This is a genomic window from Paenibacillus plantiphilus (genome assembly GCF_927798095.1).
Classification (GTDB): Bacteria; Bacillota; Bacilli; order Paenibacillales; family Paenibacillaceae; genus Paenibacillus_Z; species Paenibacillus_Z plantiphilus.
The window spans coordinates 1-25,189 of the sequence record NZ_CAKMMF010000013.1; the positions used below are offsets into that span (position 1 = coordinate 1).

General features: G+C 49.0%; 18 protein-coding genes. 11 read left to right on the forward strand and 7 right to left on the reverse strand.

All coding sequences use genetic code 11. The annotated features are described in order from the left end of the window. Nucleotides 1–3,695 (forward strand): S-layer homology domain-containing protein (locus tag L6H65_RS12665; RefSeq protein ID WP_236342905.1); only part of this gene is annotated, 3,695 nt, incomplete at its 5' end. 191 nt (nucleotides 3,696–3,886) lie between these two features. Here L6H65_RS12665 and L6H65_RS12670 read toward each other — a convergent pair. Continuing rightward, nucleotides 3,887–6,970, reverse strand: coding sequence for an ATP-binding protein (locus tag L6H65_RS12670; protein ID WP_236342906.1), 3,084 nt, complete (start codon nucleotides 6,968–6,970; stop codon nucleotides 3,887–3,889). Nucleotides 6,971–7,122: 152 nt separating this feature from the next. Between L6H65_RS12670 and L6H65_RS12675 the strand changes: the two genes are divergently transcribed. Both L6H65_RS12675 and L6H65_RS12680 read left to right on the forward strand, forming a co-directional pair. Next, the gene (locus L6H65_RS12675; protein WP_236342907.1) at nucleotides 7,123–7,308 is read left to right on the forward strand and encodes a hypothetical protein; all 186 of its coding nucleotides are present in this window, start codon (nucleotides 7,123–7,125) and stop codon (nucleotides 7,306–7,308) included. A 194-nt stretch (nucleotides 7,309–7,502) separates the two neighbouring features. Next, nucleotides 7,503–8,348 (forward strand): divergent polysaccharide deacetylase family protein, encoded by an 846-nt coding sequence (locus L6H65_RS12680; protein ID WP_236342908.1) that lies wholly within the window; start codon nucleotides 7,503–7,505, stop codon nucleotides 8,346–8,348. Here L6H65_RS12680 and L6H65_RS12685 read toward each other — a convergent pair. After that, a complete protein-coding gene (locus tag L6H65_RS12685) occupies nucleotides 8,316–9,095 on the reverse strand; it encodes an N-acetylmuramoyl-L-alanine amidase family protein (protein WP_236342909.1) in 780 nt (259 codons plus the stop codon). The two genes, L6H65_RS12680 and L6H65_RS12685, sit on opposite strands and share 33 nt — an antisense overlap. Before the next feature lie 143 nt (nucleotides 9,096–9,238). On the opposite strand from L6H65_RS12685, the gene L6H65_RS12690 reads away from it, so the two are divergent. Then, nucleotides 9,239–9,496 carry a YqzE family protein gene (locus L6H65_RS12690; protein ID WP_236342910.1) on the forward strand — a complete coding sequence of 86 codons (258 nt, stop codon included), beginning with the start codon at nucleotides 9,239–9,241 and terminating at the stop codon, nucleotides 9,494–9,496. Here the strand turns inward: L6H65_RS12690 and L6H65_RS12695 are convergent. The 3 genes from L6H65_RS12695 to L6H65_RS12705 all read right to left on the reverse strand — a co-directional run bounded on the left by L6H65_RS12695 (nucleotide 9,493) and on the right by L6H65_RS12705 (nucleotide 13,285). Further along, on the reverse strand, nucleotides 9,493–10,389 hold the full coding sequence (locus L6H65_RS12695; RefSeq protein WP_236342911.1) for a hypothetical protein: 897 nt from the start codon (nucleotides 10,387–10,389) through the stop codon (nucleotides 9,493–9,495). The genes L6H65_RS12690 and L6H65_RS12695 overlap by 4 nt on opposite strands. 167 nt (nucleotides 10,390–10,556) lie before the next feature. Next, nucleotides 10,557–11,507 (reverse strand): YqhG family protein, encoded by a 951-nt coding sequence (locus L6H65_RS12700; RefSeq protein ID WP_236342912.1) that lies wholly within the window; start codon nucleotides 11,505–11,507, stop codon nucleotides 10,557–10,559. Beyond that, nucleotides 11,504–13,285 (reverse strand): DEAD/DEAH box helicase, encoded by a 1,782-nt coding sequence (locus L6H65_RS12705; protein ID WP_236343046.1) that lies wholly within the window; start codon nucleotides 13,283–13,285, stop codon nucleotides 11,504–11,506. Before L6H65_RS12705 ends, L6H65_RS12700 begins: the two co-directional genes overlap by 4 nt. 349 nt (nucleotides 13,286–13,634) lie before the next feature. On the opposite strand from L6H65_RS12705, the gene L6H65_RS12710 reads away from it, so the two are divergent. The 3 genes from L6H65_RS12710 to L6H65_RS12720 all read left to right on the forward strand — a co-directional run bounded on the left by L6H65_RS12710 (nucleotide 13,635) and on the right by L6H65_RS12720 (nucleotide 18,115). After that, nucleotides 13,635–16,289, forward strand: coding sequence for an adenosylcobalamin-dependent ribonucleoside-diphosphate reductase (locus tag L6H65_RS12710; protein WP_236342913.1), 2,655 nt, complete (start codon nucleotides 13,635–13,637; stop codon nucleotides 16,287–16,289). Nucleotides 16,290–16,509: 220 nt separating this feature from the next. Beyond that, complete coding sequence (locus L6H65_RS12715; RefSeq protein ID WP_236342914.1) at nucleotides 16,510–17,358, forward strand: DMT family transporter; 849 nt, start codon at nucleotides 16,510–16,512, stop codon at nucleotides 17,356–17,358. A gap of 64 nt (nucleotides 17,359–17,422) precedes the next feature. Then, complete coding sequence (locus L6H65_RS12720) at nucleotides 17,423–18,115, forward strand: metal-dependent hydrolase (RefSeq protein WP_236342915.1); 693 nt, start codon at nucleotides 17,423–17,425, stop codon at nucleotides 18,113–18,115. Nucleotides 18,116–18,259: 144 nt separating this feature from the next. Here L6H65_RS12720 and L6H65_RS12725 read toward each other — a convergent pair whose 3' ends face one another. Then, nucleotides 18,260–18,760, reverse strand: coding sequence for a C40 family peptidase (locus tag L6H65_RS12725; RefSeq protein WP_236342916.1), 501 nt, complete (start codon nucleotides 18,758–18,760; stop codon nucleotides 18,260–18,262). A 390-nt stretch (nucleotides 18,761–19,150) separates the two neighbouring features. Here L6H65_RS12725 and L6H65_RS12730 point away from each other — a divergent pair, with 390 nt between their 5' ends. Next, complete coding sequence (locus L6H65_RS12730) at nucleotides 19,151–19,690, forward strand: DinB family protein (RefSeq protein ID WP_236342917.1); 540 nt, start codon at nucleotides 19,151–19,153, stop codon at nucleotides 19,688–19,690. Between the two features lie 107 nt (nucleotides 19,691–19,797). Further along, nucleotides 19,798–20,301 (forward strand): DinB family protein, encoded by a 504-nt coding sequence (locus L6H65_RS12735; protein ID WP_236342918.1) that lies wholly within the window; start codon nucleotides 19,798–19,800, stop codon nucleotides 20,299–20,301. Between the two features lie 232 nt (nucleotides 20,302–20,533). Here the strand turns inward: L6H65_RS12735 and L6H65_RS12740 are convergent, their stop codons facing one another. Further along, nucleotides 20,534–21,409, reverse strand: a complete 876-nt coding sequence (locus L6H65_RS12740; RefSeq protein ID WP_236342919.1) for an SDR family oxidoreductase — start codon at nucleotides 21,407–21,409, stop codon at nucleotides 20,534–20,536. A 269-nt stretch (nucleotides 21,410–21,678) separates the two neighbouring features. On the opposite strand from L6H65_RS12740, the gene L6H65_RS12745 reads away from it, so the two are divergent. Beyond that, on the forward strand, nucleotides 21,679–24,306 hold the full coding sequence (locus L6H65_RS12745) for a PAS domain-containing sensor histidine kinase (RefSeq protein ID WP_236342920.1): 2,628 nt from the start codon (nucleotides 21,679–21,681) through the stop codon (nucleotides 24,304–24,306). A gap of 20 nt (nucleotides 24,307–24,326) precedes the next feature. Continuing rightward, entirely contained in the window at nucleotides 24,327–24,968 is a 642-nt protein-coding gene (locus L6H65_RS12750) for a response regulator transcription factor (RefSeq protein WP_236342921.1), read from the forward strand. The last annotated feature ends 221 nt before the right edge of the window (nucleotides 24,969–25,189 follow it).

Here is a 25,189-nt window from a genome sequence, read left to right on the forward strand (position 1 = left end):
CAACGGATGTAACAGCGAATGCAACGACAGACACCGTAGTAGTCGGTGATGTACCAGCAGGAGCAACGGTTACGATTTATGACGATAACGGCACCGAAATCGGTACAGCAACCAATAATGGCGGCAGTACTGGCGATGTAACAGTAACGATCCCAGGCGGCTTGACCGATGGTCAAGTGGTTGATGCTACAATCACAGAAGTAGACAAACTGGAAAGCCCAACGAAAGCTGCAACAGCAACATCCGATGTGAGCACAGCACCAACGGATGTAACAGCGAATGCAACGACAGACACCGTAGTAGTCGGTGATGTACCAGCAGGAGCAACGGTTACGATTTATGACGATAACGGCACCGAAATCGGTACAGCAACCAATAATGGTGGCAGTACTGGCGATGTGACAGTAACGATCCCAGGCGGCTTGACCGATGGCCAAGTGGTTGATGCTACGATCACAGAAGTAGACAAGCTGGAAAGCCCGACGAAGGATGCAACAGCAACATCCGATGTGAGCACAGCACCAACGGATGTAACAGCGAATGCTACGACAGACACCGTAGTAGTCGGTGATGTACCAGCAGGAGCCACCGTTACGATTTATGACGATAACGGCACCGAAATCGGTACAGCAAACAATAATGGTGGCAGTACTGGCGATGTAACAGTAACAATCCCAGGCGGCTTGACAGACGGCCAAGTGGTTGATGCTACGATCACAGAAGTAGACAAACTGGAAAGCCCAACGAAAGCTGCAACAGCAACATCCGATGTGAGCACAGCACCAACGGATGTAACAGCGAATGCAACGACAGACACCGTAGTAGTCGGTGATGTGCCAGCAGGAGCCACCGTTACGATTTATGACGATAACGGCACCGAAATCGGTACAGCAACCAATAATGGCGGCAGTACTGGCGATGTGACAGTAACGATCCCAGGCGGCTTGACAGACGGCCAAGTGGTTGATGCTAAGATCACTGAACAAGGCAAACTGGAGAGCCCTGCTAAAGATGCTACGGCAACAACCGATCAGAGCGCGGCTCCAGAGGATGTTGTAGCTGATCCAAACACTGACGAAGTAATTGTCAAGGATGTACCGCCAGGCGCTACTGTTACGGTCTATGATGATAAAGGTGACGTCATCGGTACAGCAACCAATAATGGCGGCAGCACTGCTGTTGTAACTGTTCCGATCAATGATGGTTTAGAGAGCAACCAAGTTGTTCAAGTGACGATTACAGAGGTGGCCAAGCAAGAAAGCACGAAGACGTCCGCGACAGCTGGTCTATCGGATGAGCAGGCAGTGGAGAAGGCGGCACAAGAGGTTCAAATCATTTATTCTGAGGGCGATACTTGGGAAAGTGTAACCTCATCGATCTTCATGCTGACAGTTGGACCGCATGAAACGAATGTTCATTGGACCTCAAGCAAACCGTCTGTTATTACAATAACAGACCCGGTTAACAATAAGATTACAGCGGATGTTAATCGGCAGGCTCAAGAGCAAAGTGTTATTATAACCGCTAAAATATTCAAAAACGGTTATGAGAAAACTAGAACATTCCTGTTGATTGTCAAAGCTAATGGAGTAACGAAAACAGTAAATGAGCAGTATGTCAGAAATATTGCTGTTGAAGGACAAACAGGGGTAACAGAGAGCTTGCCGATTATTCGGATTGACGTTGTGAATCCGAACGGCTCGACTAGCATTATTGATAAAGTGATTATGACGCAGACCACGACACAATCACTGATCGATAATAGTGCACCAGGCGACAAGCATCTCGTTATTGATATGGATGAAGCTGCCGGCGATGCACCGGATGAATTCGCGGTTGAAGTCACGACCGGCTCCGTTTCCCAGTTGGCTAACAACGGCTTTGACCTGGATGTGCAAACAGATTATGCAACTCTAGCATTTACACCTGCAGTCATCCAGCAGCTTGGCTCGAACAAAATGGATCTGTTCATTCGGATCGTTCCGATCAAACAGCCAGCTAAGCAGCAGCAGGTGAAGGATCGTCTTCCTAAGACGCTTGAGAATAAGACGGTTTCTGTAGTGGGTACACCTCTGGAAATCGAAACAAACTACAGAGGTTATAGCACGGCCTTATTTATTCCGTTTGCCAAAAACGGTATTGATCTGAACAATGTTGCACTCGACCGTCTGCGTGTTTATATCGAGCATAGCGATGGAGAAATTGCAATCGAGAAGGGAACGGTTGTGCGTGACGCTAGTGGAACGCCAATCGGATTATCACTGAACATCAATAAATTCAGTACATTTACAATTATTGAGCTGAAGGATGTCGTTACACCAGGCGGTCCGATTATTATTACAGGCGAGACACTTCCGGTTGATATCGAAACGGGAGCTAACGGCAAAGGCACTGTCATCGAGAAAACGGATGTCAAACGTCAGCCTGCAGGTGATGGAACGAAGAAGGATGAGTTGACCCTGACTTCACAAAAAGCGGCAGATACTGTGCAAAAAGTTGCCGCAGCTGGACAAAGCAATGCACGAATTGTAGTTCCAGATGTGAAGGACGAAGTATCTGAAGTTCTTCTGAATGTGGAGAAGAGTGCGATTGAGAAGCTGGCAGATGCAAAAGTTGCATTGGAGCTGAAAACGATAAATGGATTACTCGGTATTCCAGTATCCTCATTCGGTACACCAAGCGGCAATACGACAATCAAGCTGACCCCAGTTAAAGACGCTCAGAAGCAGCAGGAGCTTCTGAACAATGCGATTCAAAGTAAAGAGCTAGAGAAGGATGTCAAGCCGAAGCTCGTTGGCCGTCCGCTTACGGTTGAGACGAATCTAACGGATAAAACATCAACGCTTACGCTTCCGATCCCAGCGGCGCTAATTCCAACGGATACGAAAGAGCGCGAGGCATTCTTCGCTTCCCTGCTTGTATACGGTGAATTTGGACAAGGCGACAGCTGGCTGAAGGCTGGAAAAGTAGTCGAGTTAGGCAATGGCAGCTATGGTGTAGAGATCGGTGCATCCAAGAATGGTACATTTGCCATTGTGGAATGGCCAGCTCATAAAGCTCACTATAAATATGTAAATGGATATCCGGACAAAACCTTCAAACCAGAACGTTCCATCACTAGAGCAGAAATAGCGGCTATTCTGGCGCGCAATCTGCCTGCGGAACTCCTGGGCGGTCTAGCTAATATCAATTACACCGATGTTGCAAGCAAGCATTGGGCTGCTAATTACATCAAGGTTGCAACTGAAGCAGGATTAATGAAAGGTTACCCGGATGGCAGCTTCAAGCCAGATGCGCTCATAACGCGTGCTGAGCTGGCGTTGATCAGCGCAACGTACAAAGAATTGACTACGGATATTACTTTCAAAGCATCGACCTACTACCCGGATATTAAGAAGCACTGGGCAGCAGGCGCGATTGATTCTTTGAACCAGACAGGTATTATGAAAGGTTACCCGGATGGCACCTTCTTGCCGCAAAAAATGTTAACGCGCGCAGAAGCGGTCACTACAATTAACCGATTGTTCGAACGAGGGCCACTATTCGGAGTAGAGAAATCGAGCTGGCCGGATGTTGCACTGACACACTGGGCATTCAAGGAAATAGAAGAAGCGTCCAATAATCATGAGTACAGCCCTCGTGCCGAGGGTGGAGAAGAATTGATTCGTTTCTTTACGACTGATTCTTCATCCTAGAGAAATGAATGATGCTGTATCGATAGCAGCCTGCTATTGGCATCAGACAACATGAGAATGCTTTACTAAATAAAAGGACCGGTTAAGGGACAACCCCTTAGCCGGTTCCTTTTGTTAGATGATTCCCGGCAACGCGGGAAATGGAATAGAGGTAAGTCCAGTCCGATATGCTTCATGGACTGGACTTACCTCTATTTGTAAACGATGAAGGTGATGGTTGTTCCTTTATTCGGTTCACTCTCGATTTGAAGCCCTTTGCCGTAGATTTGCTTCAGCCGTCGATCCGTATTGTGCAAGCCGACACCCGATATTCGCTCATAACTGCTGCCAGCAGAAGGGTACTGTAGTACATTCACATCATCCATGCCGACACCGTCATCTGCAATGATTATCTCAGCATAGCTGTCATGATCCGTGATCTTGATGTGCAATGTTCCGCCTCGTATTCGCTTCATGATGCCATGTCTGACAGCGTTCTCAACGAGAGGCTGAATCGAAAGAGGCGGGATTAGGAACTTCATATGCTCGGGTACTTCCCAGTTTACTTGCAGTCTTTCTTCGAATCGTTCCTTCTCAATAAACAGATAGGCTCGAACCAGCTCCAGCTCATGTTGGATTTGCACAAAGCGTTCTGTATTTCGGAAATCAAAGCTCGCCTGCAAATAATGGCCGAATCTCTCAATTAAGGCAACCATTCTAGCGGAATCGATCTCACTTAGCGCAGCAATCGAATTTAATGTATTGAACAAGAAGTGGGGCTGTATCTGAGCCTGCAGCCAAGCTGCCTCCATGCGGAACCGTTCGCGCACAGACCGCTTAAGCGCGGTCAAGGCGCGTACCCGAGATCTTAATTCGATTGCATCCACAGGTTTGGAAACATAGTCATTGGCTCCCGACAAGAACCCTGCTTCTACATCTTCAGCTCGGCTGCGAGCAGTTAAGAGCAGAACTGGAAGCTCTGAGCTGGAGAAACGCTTGCGAACAGCACTTGTTAGTTCGTAGCCTGACATCCGGGGCATCATAACATCGGAAATGAGCAGGTCCCATTCACTATTATCCAGCATTGACAAGGCGTCCGCGCTGGTTGTCGTTGTAACGATTTCGTATTGCTCCAGGGACAGAATTTGGACAAGTATCGTTAGATTCAACGGATCATCGTCAACAACCAGAATTTTGGGTCGATCTGCGGCAGGCTGCTGCTCCTGAATAACCACAGGAGCAATTTCGTCGGAAGCAAGCGCAGCAGCGGTTTGCTTGTTAATCAGTGATGAGGGAGCCGCAGACAGCTGCGATCCTTCATTCGAAACGGATAGAGGCAGTGTGAAGGAGAATTCAGAGCCTTGACCCGGAATGGATTGAACCTCCAATTTGCCGCCATGCAGCTCCACCAATTGCTTGCATATACTTAATCCGAGTCCGATTCCGCCCCCGAGCTCCCCTATAGTGTAAGCTCCCTGATGATAAGGCTTGAATATCGATTGTTGTGTCTCCTCATCCATCCCTATTCCCGTATCGCGGATGAGAATGCAGGCCTTTCCATCTACAATGCGGGCATCGATTGTTATGTGCCCTTCATTCGTATATTTCAAGGCGTTATGCAGCAGATTGAACAGAATTTGGATCAGCCGGTTCTCATCGGCATGTACATTGGGAAACGAAGCCTTGATGCTGTTGATGAAACGAACGGGCTTGCCCTCTGTCATGAATCGCAGCATATCAAGCACTCCTGCTGCGACAGGCTGTATTTGAATACTTGCGGGTTGCAAGCGGATTCCGCTTTCCTTGAGAAGCGTCAAATCAAGCAGATCATTCAGTACGAAGGACATGCGCCGCCCGATCGTAACAAGCAGCTCCATGCTTTTGACATTGGCATTGTCGATATTCTGGCGTTCACTATCCAGCACGGTCTGAGCTATATTAATAATTCCGTGAAGAGGATTGCGCAATTCATGGGAAGTATTCGCCAGAAAATCATCCTTCAGCTGGTCTGAGGCTTTCAACTGTTCAGCCAGCTTCGTTGTTTGTACAGCTGTTCGGAAGTAACGCTTGAAGCAGAAGGTTGCAAATGCGATAAACGTAATGATCATATCAATCGGATAATAGGTTAATTCTACCCATATGGAGCTTTTAAGAAATCCCCATACCATATTGACAGAGATGCTTGTCGCTCCCAGCAATAAATAGATAGCATCCTTATCTCTTCTCAAGGTTGTCAGAAGCATCAGGACGGGAACAATCAGGAACGGAATCCAGACCAGGAATGAATGGATCTGCTTAATATTTATCACTTGTTCAAACGGCAGAACAATAAGGAAGCAGCAGTAGACAATGCTTGTCCATGTGAGCCAGCGAAACAATCGGATCGAATAATATTCCGGCAGCAGTCGTTTGACAAATTCAAGCAGTAGCAAAGCTGAACCCAGATAGGCAAGCATCCTGATTTTGATGAACCATTCGTAGTTGACCTGAAGCCAATCAAACAGCAGCAGATCATCAGAAGTCAGAATCGTAATGATGGCGAAGCTAACGAGCAGCGACAGGAAAAGCAATACACGTTGCCGAATTCCGATCAAATAAAGAATGATCGCATATATAACATGCATGAGCAGGACGATGGATACGAGCAATTGAAGCGTTCGAGAGAATTGGACTTCTTTGGCAACGGTCGTATCGCTTCCGAATCTGATTTCTTGAAAGATCCCGCCCTTTTCATGATTGTAGAAATTCGCCACTTGGATGACAACGTCAATCTCATTCTTATTCGTTGTAAAGGTCACCGTATAGGGCATATTGCTAGCAGTATGCTGGTCTATAGCTGCTGCGGGCTCTCCAGACCTGCCAAGGAGCTTGCCGTCTACAAAAAGGGCGGAGGCTGATGGAATATTAGCAACTCGAATACTGTAGTGACGACGCTCATCAGGGTTCACTTTGATAAACAGCCGATAGGACCCGTATCCAATCGGGGAGCCGTCAGATGGAGATAGAGCCTTGCCCCAACTTTGCGGAACATCAATAAAGCCTGCTGCTGCTCTGCTGGCAGCAGGCGACGATCCAGCATCTTCCTTCATAATCAGCTCATGGGGATAAAATTCCCACTGTCCCTTCAACGAAACGGAGCGGTTCGAGTCGAAATTCCAGTCTCGCACATCCAGCTGACCCTGAACAGCATGCGGTTGAGGCGGGGTCTTCTGCCATTCTATCCAGACAAGTCGAAGAGCGGTAATAAGTATTAAGAATAGGAGCAGTATAAGGCTTACTTTTGTTTTAGTCATCATAGCGTATAGATTTCGACATATGCTGTTAATTTCCTTTGACTGACATTCTATGAAAAAGGGATATCATTATATGAAAATCAAGCCATCGTCTATCACAATTAATAGATTCTGCTCATATGATATATTATCTTCAAAAATAAGGAGGAGATAAGATGTCAAATAACACTGGCGGCACAGGCGGCCAAAACACACATGGCGATAAAACGGGTGGCACAGGCGGCGACCGTACAGGCGGCACAGGTGGAGATCGTACTGGAGGTACAGGCGGCGATCGTACAGGCGGCACAGGCGGAGATAAAACAGGTGGCTCTGACGGACACAAATCAAGCGGATACTAATGGAAATGTCTCATGATCCCTGTCCGTTAGGCAGGAGTGTCTAGAGGTAAGGAGAGAGGGACCATTGCGATGTCATTATTGTAATGACGATCGCGGCGGTCTCTCTCTTGCTGCTGTCATGCAACAATCTGCCGCACATATTTTATCGTCTCTTCACAAACAATGTGAGTAATCGACGAGAGGATGTGAAGAGATTGAGATACAGGAGTAAATATGCTAAACGGATTGCAATATGTTCCATGCTCGCATTGCTGTCCATGCTGTTAATGTCAGATGTAGGGGTAGGGTATGCCGAGAAATTAGCAATTGATGGCCCGTCATTGGAGTTAAGTCACCAGTCTGAGCGCAAGCTGGCCATCGTCATTGATGACTTCGGCAATGGTATGGATGGTACAACGGAAATGATGGAGCTGCCGATACATTTTACCGCAGCGATAATGCCATTTATGCCGACAACGAAGCAGGAGGCTGAGCTGCTGCATAAGCGCGGACACGAGGTCATCGTCCACCTACCGATGGAGCCGATGCGTGGCAAGCCGGAATGGCTCGGCCCGGGCGCTATAATGACGAATCTCAGCGATGAAGAAATTCGCGCACGGGTGGAAGCTGCTATCCAGGATGTTCCTTATGCACGCGGAATGAACAATCATATGGGCTCCAAAGCAACAGCGGATGAGCGAGTTATGCGCATTGTGCTGTCCGTTGTGAAGGAGCATGGGATGTTTTTTCTTGATAGCCGGACGACCTATAAGACAGTTGTTCCCAAGCTGGCCGCAGAGCTGGGTGTTGAGCTGCTCTCGAATCAGGTGTTCCTGGACGATGTTTATACAATCCAGCATATCGCCAAGCAGATCGGCATCACGAGCAAGCATCTGGAGTCCAATTCTTCATGTGTTGTCATTGGACATGTCGGACCGCCGGGCAAGAAAACAGCTGCGGTTATCAGGGATGCAATACCGCAGCTGAAGCGCCAGGCAAGCTTTGTTCGATTGTCCGAAATGCTGATTCTACCGGAGAAGGATATAATTCCGCACCCCTGAGGCGATAGCTGAAGCAACCTGATGCTGCTTGCGAGGATCAGTGAGCATATGCCGATCCCCCTCATTGCTGATGAAGCCCATTTCAACAATGACTGCCGGCTGCTTGATGACATTGAGCAAGTAGAACGGCTTGCCAAGCCTTGGGATAAAGCGCGTCTGCTGCTGCCTGTTCAACGTATCCTGAATGCAATAAGCAAGCAGCGCGCTTTGTCCTTCCTCCTGATGGAGGACGAGAGGACCGCGCACGTCCGGATTTTTGGCCCAATTAACATGAATGCTGATCACGATGTTTGTCTGAATTTCGCCGGATAATTGACCGCGCTGGGATAGATCGCGTTTATGTCTGGAGCGGCTTGGATGCCAGCGATTGTCATCGCTGAGCGCATAATCCCCGTTGCGATTAAGGATGGCGCGAACACCGCTGCTTCGCAGCAGCAGATAGACTCTCCTTGCGACAGCTAAGTTGATATCCTTCTCCAGCACTTCCTTGTAATGGGCGCCTCCATCAATACCGCCATGACCGGCGTCGATAATGATGTCTGCGGTTGGCAGTGCGCGCTGATAATGCGGTCCTCCAATTATCGGAGGAGGCTGGACGGTCTCGTTCGACATCATATCGGGTATGCCGGTGGTATAAGCGGCTACTCCATTGGGGAAACAGCTGCCATGCAGCAGGAGCCAGCAGAGGAACCCAAGCAAGAAGGGACGCTTCAGGCCGTTTGTTTTCATTCTTTTCGTGAATGTCATTATTGTGTATTCCTCCCATGTTCAGTTCGCAGGTGCTATCGTTAGCGTGGCACATCGGATGCCAATTCATTCATGTTTGAACAGTTTCGTTAGGGGAGACACTAATGAAGTAAAGGATAAGCTTATGCGAGGGGGTCTTGGCAATGGCGGACAAAAGTGAAGAGCTGATTAAATATATGACAGTTCAGGTCGTGCAATATATGGAGACATCGCAGGAGGATCGCAAGCTGAACCGTGAGAAAGCCAAAGCTGCAAGGGAGCCTTGGCTGACAAGATGGTTCGGAATCGCACCGCTTGGCCTCGCGCTCTGGTGGCGCAGCAAGGGCTCAGAGCAGCAGGAGGAAGCGGAATCCCCACCATCCTCCTCCATTAGCAGCCAAGCAGTCAAGGAAGTGCTTTAACGGTAAAAGCGACCATCGGAAGAGAGGGTATCCAGTGGCACATACCTTGTCCCGAGCTGATCGAAAGCGACAAACAGGTTGTTATGATCCCACTGATGATAACCAACAGCAGGCCATACGAACAGCACCGATTCATCGTACAGCTCAGCGGTAAAGCGAATCTCTGTCTTGCGGTCAAGCAGGAGGGGCAGCTGCTTCATTTGATCAGCTGTGAGCGGGGATTTGGTAAGCCAGGGCATTCTTTCATACGGATCGAAAGCACGATTGGTGCGTGCCGCAGACAGCTGCTTAATCAGTGACGCATTGTCCTGAATGAGTGGCTTATTAAGCTTGCTCGTCTGCTGCTGCCACTGTTGTTCATCAATGGGAAGCATTTCTGCTGTCCATGCATCCAAATAGTAGATATCTCCTTCGGGAGCCGTCCATTTCCAAACCGCCTGCAGCGGATGAATATAATTGCGCTCCAGCTTCAGCTTTCGGCTGGCAGCATCGGCATAGGTTTCATAGAAGCCCTGCCGTACAAGCGACTCGTACAACGTATTGGGATCAAAGGCAGGCCGATCGCCGACCCCATATTCTCCAAGGGCAAACCCGCCATCCTGGGTTGCATGGATAATCATATATCCAACAGGCTTATTGTCCAGCCGAAGGGTAACGAGCCACCCGTGAAGGCCAGGTCCAATTGGAACGATATTGGGATTCGCATCCTGCCACGATTCGAATAGCGGCTGTTTGGACAACGACTGCTGCCAAATCTGCACCTGCTGCTGCAAGGCTGTGCGAGCCTCTGTCTTCAGGGTGGGGCCGCCTGTGCCTCCTTGCGCGGCCGCTGTCGTTTGGGAGCTTGTAATAAGCATGACAACAGCCGTATATAATACAACCCATTTGCGCATGGTAACTCACCTGCTTCTTCCTTTTGGATTCGCCTAACGTCATTGTAACGAAGGCGTGCCGAGAAGGCTGTAGGAACCTGTCGGGCGGAATGGGACAGGCTCTGTTCTATTTTTGCCGCTTCTAAACGAACGAGCACTTCCAGCTTCTTCTTCTTGTCACATCCTCGTTATCTGATCCCTTGAAGATGAAATATTCCGCAGTTTATGGCGGATACGGCAACGCGTGGCTCATACTGCCACCGAATCTCATTCCTTCGCCGTTCATATTGCTCCTGTATAGCAGCGCGATGCTCCTCCTCCGCCGATTGAATAAGAGGGTCGTAATAATGCTCTATCGTATTAAGCTCATCCTGAAGCCGTACAGCCGCAGAAACAGCCCAGTTGAAATCATAGCTCTTGAGTCTGCGCTCCATCGTCTGCTCTATCATTGCGGCCGCTTTATGAAGAGATACGGCGTTCTTCGCAATATGCACATTGGGCGGAAGACGGGGGGTTAGCCGCAGCTCCAGCAGCCGATCATGAAATTGTTCTATATGTTGTCCGGTTGCTAGCGACACACCTATGGAATATATTTCCTCTCGCTTTTGATCACAAGCGAATTCAATCTTCAAGTTAACACCCAGCCATGCTGTGTATGCAGTCGATTGATGCGGATGGATACCGCGCTTATCGGGTTCTTGAAACAGACATACATAGCTTCCGCCGCCCTTGGCCGATTCGAAAAGCTGTTCCAGCTTGCGCGAGCCGTAATGCAATTCCTCGCGCGGCACACGCATGGATGTATGGAGCGTGCCATGCACATAACCCAATGATCGACCAAGCGCAGCATTGGCTGCCTCATCCTGCGAACTGGGCGCTGCTGCTGCGCCGTTGCCCGAACCGCCGTTATTTATAGAGGTTTCGTATTTCTGTTTGTCGGTCACAAGCAGCATGGACATCGTCTCCGGATCAGCGCCGGTACGATCGACAAAGCTCCAATAGAACGGGCGATTCGTCAAGTCGCGGTCAGCACGCGGGGACAGCTTGACATGGAAGTGTGCCGGCGATTTCTCGATAATGCGGCAGTCTGTCGTCTCCAAATATCGCTGAACGAACTTATGAACTTGTTTCTCGTTCAAGGCCTCACCTCCACGGACTGTCCAGCAATCGAATTCATTACGGCATGAATAGCGGAAGCATCAAGCGGCTCCTCGGCTTCTACTTCTTCTTTGACGCGGCTGATTGAATTGCCGAGATCATCAATTCGCTTGCGCAGATCAGATGTGTTCCCGGCCTCCAGCATTGCCTTTGCAAGCTTTTGCTCAATCGAGCCGTCCTTCTTTTCGAAGCGTTCAAGGATATGATCCAGCTCACCGATAACGAGCTCGAACAAATTAATTTTCTCGTGCAGCAATCCGACGATATGCTCCTCTATTGTTCCAAGTGTGCACAAGTTGTAAATATGAACATCATTTGTCTGGCCAAGGCGATGTACGCGTCCGATCCGCTGCTCAACCCGCATTGGATTCCAGGGCAGATCGAAGTTGATAATGTTGTGGCAGAACTGCAGATTGATGCCTTCGCCTCCGGCTTCGGTCGCTATCAGTACTTGAGCGCGTCCGCGAAACAAATCCATCATCCAATCTTTCTTACCCCGATTCATGCCTCCGCGATACGGAACAGCGACAATTTGCTGTGATCTCAAATATTGCAGCAGATATTCCTGGGTCGCCCGATATTCGGTGAATATAATCACCTTATCGTTCATTTCGTTGATGAGCGACATCGTTTTCTCAGCTTTGGTGTTGGCTTGAATGCCTTTAATGACCTCTACAAGCTGCCATATTTTCGCGCGGACGGGCGAGTCCTCGGATGTCTTCTTAAACATGTTGACAAGCGTTAGAAACACCGCATCCCGGCTGCTGCACACCTCCCGTTGGAGCGTTACGAGCGACAGCATGCTGGATAGATCGCCGCCGCTTTCGTCGTATCGTTCCCGTACGAAGGAGGTTACGGCATCGTATAGTGCTTGCTCTTCAGGAGAGAGGGACAGCTCGATATTCCTGACGATGCGTTTGGTGAATTGAATGCCGCCATCGCCTCGCCGATTGCGGATCATTACGGTGGACAGCGCTTGCTGCAACTGGTCTTCATTCTTGGGAATACGCTTATCAACAACGAAGTTAGCGGCAAAATCGCTCTGGCCTCCAAGCTGCCCCGGTTTGAGCAGGGTGATCAGATTGTAGAGCTCGTCCATATTGTTCTGTACGGGCGTTGCTGTAAGCAACAGACAGTATTTCTTGCGCAGCTGATTGACGAATTGGTAATTGGTCGTCTTCTTATTCTTAAGCTTATGCGCTTCATCGATAATCAGGATGTCATAATCCTGTCCCAGCAATATATCGCGATGCGGATCTCGTTTGGCTGTATCTATGGAAGCAACGACGACATCGTATTGCCATGTATGCTCCTTCTTCTGAGCAATCGCGGATATGCCGAATTTCTGGTTCAGCTCACGCACCCATTGCAGCACAAGAGAAGCAGGGACGAGAATAAGCGCACGGCGAACGAGACCGCGCACCATATATTCCTTGAGGACTAGCCCGGCTTCAATCGTCTTGCCCAATCCTACCTCGTCGGCAAGAATGGCGCGACCGCTCATTTCATGAAGCACTCTGCGCGCTGTGCTGATCTGATGCTGCATGGGCTCGAATGCGGGCAGGCTGCGCATGCATTGAAGATCGTCGAAGCTGCTGATCAGCTTGGATTGCTCGGCCTCAATGGCGAGCTGGTACATCGTCCAGTCATCCCAAGGACCATTGCGGTCTGCACGTTCCTGAAGGTTATGAAGCCAGCTGCGGTCGAACTGTATGTCCGCATTGGCGTGCAGCTTGCGACTGACAGCAGCCGGCGGCATTTCTCCTTTGAAAGTGTTGTTCGTCGTCGAGTGCACGTGAGAAGGATCTCCTTTCCAAGGAAGGGATTGGATTGATTGCTCTTAGTATGGCCTTGCAGGAACAATTTCATAAGATTAGCGCGTACAAAAAAGTTGAAATTCGTCAAGCAATCGAAAAGGAAGTAAATCGTATGCTCGGTGAAGATAATAGAAGAACAGCCGTGATTCAGAGGATAAGATGAACGGAATTTGGGCGAAAATGAAGCTTTGAATCAATATATTGTATGATATAATCAACTCAGGACACTATATATAGTAATTTTTATCAATTTTCTATTACCTTGAGCTGATTGTGGGAGGCGTACGCGGAATGGTGACGAAGCAGGTTGGCGTGCTGGAAGGGCTTAGCGAGAAAATATTTCTGGATCGATACGCATGGAAAAATGCGAATTCGAATGATACAAAGGTTGGCGATGTTGTCCTCGTCCTAACGAAGGATGATCCTAAGTTTCCGGCCAAGGAAGTCGGAGAGGTTATTGCGCGCAGCGGGGGAGAGGTGTCCGTCCGCCTTCGCTCCGGAGATATCGTTCAGTCTTCGGTCGAGAAGCTGACGCTAACGGTGGAGAAGACGCCAGGCGAGATGTGGGACCGGCTCGCGCAAGCGATCTCTTCTGTCGAAGAGACAGCAGAGAGCCAGAAGCTGTGGCAGGAGCGGTTTCGCTATGCGCTGGATGACTGGAAGCTCGTTCCAGGCGGGCGCATTGCTGCCGGGGCAGGAGCGAGCGAGGAGCTGACGCTGTTCAACTGCTATGTCATCCCGTCCCCTCATGACAGCAGAGGCGGCATTATGAAGACCCTGTCAGAGATGACGGAAATTATGGCTCGCGGCGGCGGTGTCGGTATTAATTTGTCCTCTCTTCGCCCACGACGGGCAATCGTTGCGGGTGTGAATGGCTCCTCCAGCGGTTCTGTATCTTGGGGGGGATTGTTCAGCTATACGACTGGACTCATTGAGCAGGGCGGGAGCCGCAGAGGCGCACTTATGCTGATGATCAACGATTGGCATCCTGATCTTCTGGATTTCATCACAGTCAAGCAAACAATGGGTCAAGTTACGAATGCAAACCTGTCTGTTTGCGTGAGCAATGACTTCATGCGGGCAGTGAAGGAGGATCTGGACTGGGAGCTGGTGTTCCCTGATACGAAGGACCCTGAGTATGACGAGCTATGGGATGGCGATCTGGAGAAATGGCGTCAGCGCGGCGGCAAAGTCATTCCGTACAAGAGCGTCAGCGCTCGTGAAGTATGGCATACGATCATCGAGTGTGCATGGAAGTCGGCTGAGCCGGGTGTCGTGTTCATGGAGTACTATAATCAGATGTCCAACAGCTGGTACTTCAACCCCATCATATGCACGAATCCTTGCGGTGAGCAGGGGCTTCCTGCCTGGGGCGTATGCAATCTGTCGGCGATCAATCTGTCGAAGTTCTATGATGAGGCCAATCACGATGTCGATTGGGATGAGTTGTCCAAGGTTACGAAGTGGTCGGTTCGTTTCCTCGATAATGTCATTGATGCAACGCCGTATCATTTTGAAGAGAATGAACGGAATCAGAAGCGGGAGCGGCGTGTCGGGCTTGGTACGATGGGGCTAGCGGAGCTGATGATCAAGCTGGGCGTCCGTTATGGAAGCGCAGAGTCGCTGGAGTTTCTCGATAAGCTGTATGGCTTCATTGCACGGGAATCCTATCTGGCTTCAACGGAAATTGCCGCTGAGAAAGGATCATTCCCTGCCTTCGAGGCGGACAAGTATGAGCAAAGCGGCTTCATGCGCAATATGATCGATGCGTTCCCTGAGGTGGGAGAAGCGGTCAGGAAACGCGGCATTCGCAACGTAACCGTCATTACGCAGGCGCCAACGGGCAGTACAGGTACGATGGTGGGAACCTCAACAGGCATTGAGCCGTATTTCGCCTTCGAATATTACCGGCAGAGCCGATTGGGCTATGACAAGCAGCTGGTGCCAATCGCACAGAGCTGGAAGGATGCCAATCCGGGTCAGGAGCTGCCAGATTATTATGTGACGGCGATGAGTCTATCGGCAGAGGATCATATTCGGGTGCAGGCTGTTATCCAGCGCTGGGTGGACAGCTCCATCTCCAAGACGGCGAATTGCCCGAACGACTTCACTGTCGAAGAGACGAAGCGACTGTATGAGCTGGCGTTCGAGCTTGGCTGCAAAGGCGTGACCATCTATCGTGACGGCAGCCGTGATGTGCAGGTGTTAAGCACGGACAAGGCGGAGGATACGACTGCTGAGACTACGGATGATAAAACGGTGGAAGCGGGCAAGACGGATGCAACAGGCGAATCTGCGGAGACGGAAATAGCCCCGGTATTGCAGGCTTCTGCAGTTAAGGCAGCGGAGCAGGTCGTGGACAAAGCCTACAAGAACAGGCCGCAAGTGTTAAGAGGAGCAACCTACAAGATTAACACGCCGTTCGGCATGGCTTATATTACGATCAATGATTTGAACGGCTCGCCTGGAGAAATCTTCCTGAACGTCGGCAAGGCCGGCTCGGACGTATTCGCAATGGCGGAGGCGCTTGGCCGCGTATGCTCGCTCTTCCTGCGCTATGGCGATCATGGCAACAAAGTGAAGCTGCTCATTAAGCATTTGAAGGGCATAGGCGGTTCAGGCGCAATCGGATTCGGTGTGAACCGCGTTGAATCGATAGCGGATGCAGTGGCGAAGGCGCTGGAGAACCATTTGTCGCTGGATGATCCGTTGGAAGTCAGTGGTTCTGCGTCTAGCCAACCTGATGATCCTGCGCTAGCTCATGGCGAGACAGCGAAGAATGGCGGAGGAACAGAGGCTGCTCCATACGAGGATGCAAGCAGCAGCTTGGCAGGTGCTGCCAACATCACCTCCAGAGACCTCTGTCCATCTTGCGGCTCAGCATCACTTATCAATGTGGAAGGCTGCCGCACATGCAGCAATTGCGGATATAGCAGATGCTCGTAATATAGAGCTGCTGCAGCCGCCGCATCCATAAAGATGGAAGATTATTCACACTTCATGCTGGCCTAATCGGCAAAGAGAGATCGCAGCGATCTCTCTTTGCCGTTTTTGTGCTGTACATTTATTAATTGGTAATTTATTCAAAATCGGATATAATGAGCAAGTAACGGATCTGATGTCCTCATCAATTTCTGAGCCAGGTAAGGACTGGGGGAAGCTAGACATGTGGTTTCTGACAGCAGTTTTGAGCGCTGTATTATTCGGTGTATCAGGATTTCTGATGAAAGTTAGTCAAATGCAGCGCGGCTCGCTTTATCATTTATTATTTGGCTTGTTTGCATCAGGTGCAGTCTTGTTTTTTATTCATGGAGTATTAAAAGGCGCTGCTGTGAACTGGTGGGAGTGGCGCTTATGGCTTGGCGGTCTTGTGGTCGGTGTTGGGGCGGCGTGGGGAAATCTGCTATTTATGAAGGTGCTGGAATATGGACCTGCCAGCCTGTCCTCGCCCTTGGTGAATATGAATATTGTTTTTGTTGTTCTGCTTTCCATGTTCATTTATAGGGAAACGCTTGGCAGCATGGAGATTGTCGGAATTGTTCTGCTCCTTATCGCCGTCGTGCTTATTTCAGTTAGAAAAGAGCCGCTTACTATTAAAGAAAAGAAATGGTTTATTCTTATCTTTCTTGCTATCGTTCTCTTCACCTTTCGCAATGGGGGACTGAAGGTAACGGAGGCAGCTAATCTCAATAATACCGCCGTATTGTTTATTGCTTATTTGTTATCCTCAATATGGTTTCTCGGATGCTCCTTTGCGCCATCGGCGTCATTGTCCAAAGAAGCGCGGGTTGGATTGCGTTGGGGATTATTATGCGGTTTTTTCTCATATGGCGGACTTCAATTGTATGCGATTGCTTTGGAAATGGGCAAAGCCAGCATAGCCGCACCTATTTTTGCAACAAACAGTCTCGTTATCGCTGTCGGATCGGTTCTAATCTTTAAAGAAAGGCTGAAGCCATTGCAAATGATCGCTTTAATCTTCTTGTTCGCAGGATTGATCACGATTAAGCTGTAGCGATTGACGCGGGTATCCCGCATATTGCAACGGTAAAAGAATTGTTTACAAAGGAGCCAGTAAAGTGGGATTTATCATACATGCTCTTCTTCATTTTGCAGTAGGTGCAAGTATCGTCTATTTGATTTGCAACAAGGACTTTGAATCTATACGTCAACGGAGTGTATGGATAATATTCGGGGGACTAGCAGGTGTTTCACCAGATGGTACAAAGTTTTTTGGAGACCTGGCAGGCCATTCTATTTGGCTTGCACCTGTGTTTGGTCTGTTGTTTGCTATGGGCTTCTGTACGCTTCAGAAGAAGGCAGTGACGTTTAAGAAAGCGTGGCTGATGTTCTCCGTTAGTGTTCTTAGTCATCTTGTTATTGATTACATCGGTAATGGCGTTGCTCTTCTTTTTCCGTTAACGCAAAAGGAATTTGAATTTAGTATAGTGCGCAGCAATGATGCTTTTGTTTTATATACACTTTTGATCGCTTTAATCATTAGTATGTTTTATAGAAAAGGAAAAGTGGTCGTATTTGCGGGCTTGCTCGCTGTGAGTTTATATCTTGGTGGACTGTCATTGTCAAAAATTCAACTCCAGCAAGCCTTAGAGGAACAATATCAAAGTGATAAGATTGACTTGTTAGTAACGTTTCCGAGAAATGATTCGCAATGGGGTTTTCAAATAAGAACAGCGGATGCCATCATTAGTGGTTATTCACCCATTCTTGGCATGGAAATCCACATTGAACTAGAAAGGAAAAAACATTGATGACGATTAATTGTACTTCTCGTCCGGATCCTGCGCCTTGGAAGGAACAAAAGGAAGCCTTCACTACCACTATCAATGTGGAGTCGAAGGCTTCTTGATTAACGAGTGTAGAATCGGCCGCTCAACCCGTCCAGGATCGTCATTCTAGCTGCTTGCAGCTACCCGGCGGGCGGTCACATATTTCTTCTTCCAGTAGCTGGAGCTTAAGCTGGACAGCTTGACCCCGTTCGAGCTGGAGGAATGCAGAAACTTGTTGTTGCCTGCATATACGCCTACATGACCGATACTGCTGGAACTGCTGGAGCCTTTGAAAAACACCAAATCGCCCTTCTTGAGACTGCTCTTGCTGACTTTAACGCCCTTGGTCGCTTGCTGCTTGGATGTGCGAGGCAGCTCAATGCCGTTCTTCTTGAAAATATATTGTGTATAGGATGAGCAATCGAAGGCGGTCGTTATGCCTGCTTGTGCTCCATATCGATATTTGACACCTATGTAGCTTTTGCCCGTCTTGATCACTTTCTCTGCTTTTGTTGCCGTTGCAGCGGCTGCTTTGGGTGCAGCTCCGAATCCGAGAGCTGTCATTCCGATGGCTGCACATAGACCGACATGGATGACTTTGCGAACGAGTTGTTTGGTCTGTAGCACTACGATTTAGAATCCCTCCAACTTTTGTTTTAGCGAAAACTGTACCCACTATACCATAAGTGAAACTTCAACCTGGAAAAATGAGCGTATTCTCACCATAATTCGCGTGAGTATGAGAATTTTCTAATTTTTTGTTTATCTATTACTGGCTATTCGCCAGAGAACTTTCTTAGTATCCAATATTAGAGAAATTTCATGCATGTAGAGGATATTCCCCAGTATGAGGCATGGCTGGAAAATGTGGATCAAGGAACATTTGCTTGCCTTCGAAATTACGATTAGAAGGTGACGCTTACCGAAAATCATTATTTTAACCCTGACATACTGTTGTCAGGGTTGCCATTGTATGATGAATACATAAGTAAACTACACGAACCGGAGGTGATTGAAATGACAAATCATAGTTTGAGATTGTACGACTATCATGTATGGGCAAATAAAATAATTTTTAACCGATTAAAGGAGCTTCCGCATCACTTATACAAACAAGAAATTCAAAGCGTGTTTTCTTCGGTGTCGAAGGTCATGGCACATATATATAAGGTTGATTGCGGTTGGTTCGACATCCTGAAGGGTAAAAGTATGAATGAAGCGATGGAAGCTTCTTCTCAAATCGAGGCGGATGCAGCAGCTAGAAGCTTTGAGGAACTGGAAGCTATGTATGACGATTTGTCCGTGAGATTCAAGGCATGTATTAGCGAGCATGTGGATCTTGAGAGAGAGGTTGTCCTGGACAATCCCTACGCTGGAATTTTGAACACCAGATACTCGGAATTTATTATACAAGTTGTGAATCATGGCACGTACCACCGAGGCAATCTCTCAGCTATGCTTCGTCAATTGGGCCACCCCTCTGTTATGACGGAATATGGACTTTTTATGTATCAGGATGAACCAACCATTAGCAGGCCAACAGTTTCTGTCAAATAAGGCATCGTGCAGAATGGGTTAGAGGGTGCGTTACTTACACACTTACAAATATTGAAAACAAATAAGTTATAATGGTGCTATTCCATTACAAAAGGGAGATGTTAGATATGTTTAAACACATCGAGGATTTTGCCGCAACTTGGCAGCATGAAACAGCAGCAACGCTGCGCACGCTGGAGGCGCTCACAGACGAGTCTCTTGGCCAACAGATAACAAGCGACCATCGAACGCTTGGACGACTTGCATGGCACCTTGTACAGACGGTGCACGAAATGCCATCGCGGACTGGATTGTCTTTCGAAGGACCGGGCGAAGATCTGTCGGTTCCAGCTTCGGCAGCGGACATTGCGGCAGCCTATAAGCGCACCTCGCAAGCGTTGCTTGATGCTGTACAGTCCAGTTGGAAGGATGAGAATTTGCTCATCATGAGCGATATGTACGGCGATCAATGGCCGAATGGCTTGACGCTGGATATCCTTGTAAAACATGAGATTCATCATCGCGGTCAAATGACAGTTCTGATGCGTCAGGCCGGTCTTCTTGTGCCGGATCTTTACGGTCCGACGAAAGAGCAGTGGGCCGATTATGGTGCGCCGGCTCCGGCAATATAGAATAAGGCTAAATCCCGCTTTGGCCATTTGGCTGAACAAAATGCGGGAATAATAGTGAAGAGCCTCTACAGATTCCATTCTGTAGGGGCTCTTCACTATTTCACTGGTCATGCCGCAGTGATCCTTACTCTGTTGTTTGCTTGCACGACAGACTTATCGAGCGTAACGGCATTTCCGCTAATAATTGCTGTCATTCTCTATCGGCTCATACTCACTCAGCGGGCTTTGGCGATTAGCCATTTACTACAGTTCCGCCGTTAATATGAATCGTCTGACCGGATACGTAGGAGGAATCGTCGCTTGCCAGATAGACATAGGCGGGAGCCAGCTCCGATGGCTGACCGGGACGGCCAAGCGGGGTGTCCGTGCCGAACTTGGCGACTCTCTCTGCCGGGAAGGTCGAAGGAATGAGCGGCGTCCAGATCGGACCGGGTGCCACAGCATTGACGCGGATTCCCTGATTCGCCAAGCTGTTCGCAAGCGCGCGGGTGAACGATACGATTGCTCCTTTGGTGGAGGAGTAGTCGATCAGCGTCGGATTTCCTTCATAAGCGGTAATGGACGCGGTGTTAATGATCGAAGCGCCTTTCTTCAGATGCTTCATGGCAGCCTTGGTCAGGTAGAACATGGCGAAGATATTCGTGCGGAACGTCTTCTCCAGCTGTTCAGCCGTAATGTCCTCGATGCTTTGCTGCGGATGCTGCTCGGCAGCATTGTTTACAAGAATGTCGAGCTGGCCGAGCTCCTTGACGGTTTGCTCAATGGCGGACTGGCTGAAGGCTTCATCGCCGATATCGCCTCTGATCAGCAGGCACTTGCGCCCCAACTCCTCTACACGCTTCTTCACTTTGTTCGCATCTTCATCCTGCTCAAGATAGACAATCGCGACGTCAGCGCCCTCCTTGGCGAAGGCAACGGCGGCAGCATGTCCGATCCCGCTGTCCCCTCCGGTTATCAGGGCGGTTCGGCCAGTCAGCTTGCCTGCGGCGCGGTAAGTCGGCGATTCGATCTCAGGCATAGGGTTCATCTTGCTCTCCAGCCCTGTGCCTTCCTGCTCCTGCGGCGGCAGCTTTTTAGGTCTTTGCTCCGTAGCATTGTTTCCTGCCATCTTAATCCCTCCTCGAAGTAGTAGTCTAGATTACGTTACCCGTTCTGGTCGGCGGATAATCATCGATTCTGGATAATATGGAACAGATATCCCTTTTAAGGAAGCAGTTAATTATTCTTTTCTATCAGAGTGGTATGTACTATACAAAATGGCCTGATATGCAACGATAAAGAAATTAGTGAGACGCCCCGAGGATTGCAGTTATCCGATAATAACAGCCTCGCAAGGCAGGTTAATGAATAATCTTAACTAGCAAGGAGACAGGCAGCATGCATGCACATGACAGCTTAGAATCGGCCGAAAGCAAGACCGCACGGGCAATAGAGCAAGCAGAACGGAAGCTTAAGTTGTTTGAAAACATGCTGCACATGATTGAGGTAGCGATTTGGTCAGTTGATGTCCTTAAAGGGCAATTTCTATATGTTTCAGAGGCGGTGACGGGTATTACGGGCTGCCAGCCCGATCAGCTTGTTGACCCCTCAAGTTGGAGCAATTTCGTTCATGAGGAGGACATCTCTCTTTATGAAGAATGGGCGAAGAAGATCGGACAAGGAATTCCAGCCACAAGCGAGTACCGAATCTATCACAAGAATGGTGAGGCACGGTGGATTCAAGCAAGAATGATGCCTGTACTGGACGAGTGTGGGCAGGTCATTCAACTGGACGGCATGATGGTCGATACGACAACGAAAAAAGAGATGGAAGCACAGCTGCACAGAAGCGAGCAGAGATACAAATCAATGTTTCATTATAATTCGGATATCATTTGCGAATTGGATCTGGATGGCGATATTCGCGCGATCAATCCGGCTGCCGAGAAGATTACAGGCGAGCGACTGTACGGGGCAGACATCAATTTCCCGTTTGAAGAGGTGTTCGGCGGGGACAATCTGCATAAATTAGCGCACTATTTCAATTTGGCGATACAAGGGCATTCCCAGCATTATGAAGTATCTTCACGCCATCAGAATGGAAAATCGTTTCAATGGTCGATGGAGAATGTCCCGATCTATGTGAGCAACCGTATAGAAGGCACTTTTGTTATCGCCAGAGATGTGACGGCTCATAAGCAAGCCGAGGCAGCTTTTGCCGATCGTGAAGCGCAGTGCCGCCGATTGGTGGAGCTGTCGCCCGTAGCAATCGCGATCTATAAGGATGGGGAAATTACGTTCCTCAATCCTGCCGGAGAAAAGATGCTGGGCGTAACATTCGAAGGAGATACATACAGGACGAACATCATGGACTGGGTACATCCCCATGATTGCGATTATGCGCTGGAACGGATGGAGAATACGCTGTTGAGCGGTTATTCTCCTCCAGGCGAGTATAGAATTATTCGTGCAGACAGCCGTGTAATCGATATTTCGATGATTTCCATCTATGACTCCCAATCTGCCTCTATCCAGCTTATGTTCGAAGATATTACGGTCCGCAAACAGGCGGAGCGGGCTTTGCTGGAAGGCGAGGAGCTGAATAGGCGTCTCATTGAGCTGTCCCCCGAAGCCATTGTTCTTCACAAAGATTATAAATTTGTCTATGTCAATCTTGCCGGTCTTGAACTATTCGGAGTGTCCGATTTGAGCGTACTGATGGGAGAATCGATATTTGACTGGATTCATCCTGACTTTGCGGAGGATGTGAGAAAACGGTTGGGGCACATTTATGCCCAGCATTGCGTCTCTTCACTTGTCGAGCAGCAGATTGTTCAGGCGGACGGCACTCTTATCGATGTGGAAGTGATAGCCAGCACCATTCCCTATAAAGGGGACAATGCAGGCATTACATTATTTCGCGATATTAGGGAGCGCAAGCGGGCAGACGAGGTTCGGCAGCGGGCGGAGCAGCGCATCAGAGAGAGCGAAGACCGGCATTATCGCTTGCAGACGAGCCTGGATCGTTTCTCCCATGATCTCTTTGGTGTGATGAAGATGAGCCACTTGGAGCGGCGGCTTGTGAAGGAGGTTCGGGACGTACTCGGAACGGATCATGTCACGATCATGGAGCTGGATTCAAGCCAGATTAAGCTATGTGAGCTTCATGAGACGGAGGATGGCTATTATCTGAAAATCGGGGAGCTGAGAGGGAGGAGCAAGCTGCTCTGTATCGATGAGAAGCCTGCGGCATTAAGAATTGCCTCCAAGCGAGTATGGCTGGAGACGATCGCTCGTTATGTCAGCGTGCTACTGGACAATTTTCTATTGATCGAAGATTTGACCAAGGAGCTGGAGGGGACTGTCAGCCAGCAAGTCACGCCAACTTGGCTCCTGAGGCTGCTGTTTACGCTGTCTGAGAACGAGAGAAAATCACTTTCCCAGGATCTGCATGACTCAGCACTGCAAGAGCAGATTGTTTGGTACCGCAAGCTTGAGCATCTGATGCTAAGCAGCGCTCTCCCGAAGGAGGCACAGGAGCAGCTTGGGCAAATTGCACAGGGACTGCTGGATGTCATCTATCAAATTCGGATCACCTGCAACGAGCTAAGGCCGCCGATGCTCAAGGAAGCAGGGCTTGCGTCCTCTCTGCATGCCCTGTTTGAGTTCACACAGATGCGCACCAACTATAGCATTCGCTTCCATCCTGCTTATATCGAGCATGCATTGAATGACGACCAATTGATCGGTCTGTACCGCATCGTGCAGGAGATGCTCGCCAATGCTGCGAAGCATTCCAGCGCAACGGAGGTTCATATCGGATTGACCAGCAGTTCGTGCGCTGTGCAATTACAATATAGAGATAACGGGGTGGGCATGAAGCTTGAGGCGACAGAAGACTCATTCAACAGCATGGGCATCTATGGCATGAAGGAGCGGGTACGCAGCTTGAACGGAACCATTGCGTTCCGATCGCCTGAGGATGGCGGAATGGCAATCTTTATTTGTATTCCAATTGGTGAATAGCAGGACGAGGAGCAGACAGCATGATTCATATTCTACTGGTAGACGACCATCCATTAGTAATGGAAGGGACGAGAATGATCCTTGAGCTAGAGGGGGACATGAAGGTTTCGCTGGCGAATTCCGCCAGCAAGGCGCTTGAGCACGTTCGAGCACAGTCCTTCGATGTGATGCTGTTCGACCTTCATATTGGCGATATCAATGGGATTGATCTCGCCAAGCAAGTTCTGGATATCACGCCGCATTCAACAATATTAATCTACACGGGCTTCGAATTCAGCAACCACTTCAATCTGATGATAGAAGCGGGCATTAGCGGCTTTATTCTCAAGACAACTACGAGCGAGCAGCTTGTGAATGCGATCCGCTGCGCCCTGCGAGGAGAAGTACTGCTACCGCTCTCATTGGTGAAGCAGTTAAGAAGAACGACATTGCAGGCGGATGCTGCCACAGGACAGCAGGGCGTTGTTGCGATCAGCAATAAGGAGTATGAGATTTTGCAAGAGATAGCCAAGGGCAGGAGCAATAAAGATATTGCGGAACGGGTTCTTATGAGCCAGCGGTCATTGGAATATTGTTTGACAGCCCTGTTCCACAAGCTGAATGTGAAATCAAGAATCGAAGCGGCGATAAAAGCGAAGCAGTTGGGCTTTCTGACAGATTAAGCGGAGAGTAACGTTTCATCCGAATAGCTCTATAACCGGGTCCCGGTCACAGTCTACTGTGATGCGGGTTTTTTCTTTTGCGGCATCCCGCAGGAGCACGAAGAAGTTTTGCGTGGCCACGCAAAATATTTTCGGTTACCGGAATGTGCAGCCGGTTTATGATGAATCTAGTTCTTAAGAATCACATCACTTGTAATATTCTAAATACGACAAGGAGGTTA

Excerpts from the sequence above, each read along its gene's own strand:
- L6H65_RS12695 (WP_236342911.1), bottom strand. The coding sequence starts at position 10,389 with ATGCGCAAATGGGTTGTATTATATACGGCTGTTGTCATGCTTATTACA.
- L6H65_RS12670 (WP_236342906.1), bottom strand. The coding sequence starts at position 6,970 with ATGATGACTAAAACAAAAGTAAGCCTTATACTGCTCCTATTCTTAATA.
- L6H65_RS12685 (WP_236342909.1), bottom strand. The coding sequence starts at position 9,095 with ATGACATTCACGAAAAGAATGAAAACAAACGGCCTGAAGCGTCCCTTC.
- L6H65_RS12690 (WP_236342910.1), top strand. The coding sequence starts at position 9,239 with ATGGCGGACAAAAGTGAAGAGCTGATTAAATATATGACAGTTCAGGTC.
- L6H65_RS12740 (WP_236342919.1), bottom strand. The coding sequence starts at position 21,409 with ATGGCAGGAAACAATGCTACGGAGCAAAGACCTAAAAAGCTGCCGCCG.
- L6H65_RS12735 (WP_236342918.1), top strand. The coding sequence starts at position 19,798 with ATGTTTAAACACATCGAGGATTTTGCCGCAACTTGGCAGCATGAAACA.
- L6H65_RS12675 (WP_236342907.1), top strand. The coding sequence starts at position 7,123 with ATGTCAAATAACACTGGCGGCACAGGCGGCCAAAACACACATGGCGAT.
- L6H65_RS12705 (WP_236343046.1), bottom strand. The coding sequence starts at position 13,285 with ATGCCGCCGGCTGCTGTCAGTCGCAAGCTGCACGCCAATGCGGACATA.
- L6H65_RS12745 (WP_236342920.1), top strand. The coding sequence starts at position 21,679 with ATGCATGCACATGACAGCTTAGAATCGGCCGAAAGCAAGACCGCACGG.
- L6H65_RS12715 (WP_236342914.1), top strand. The coding sequence starts at position 16,510 with ATGTGGTTTCTGACAGCAGTTTTGAGCGCTGTATTATTCGGTGTATCA.
- L6H65_RS12730 (WP_236342917.1), top strand. The coding sequence starts at position 19,151 with ATGACAAATCATAGTTTGAGATTGTACGACTATCATGTATGGGCAAAT.
- L6H65_RS12710 (WP_236342913.1), top strand. The coding sequence starts at position 13,635 with ATGGTGACGAAGCAGGTTGGCGTGCTGGAAGGGCTTAGCGAGAAAATA.
- L6H65_RS12750 (WP_236342921.1), top strand. The coding sequence starts at position 24,327 with ATGATTCATATTCTACTGGTAGACGACCATCCATTAGTAATGGAAGGG.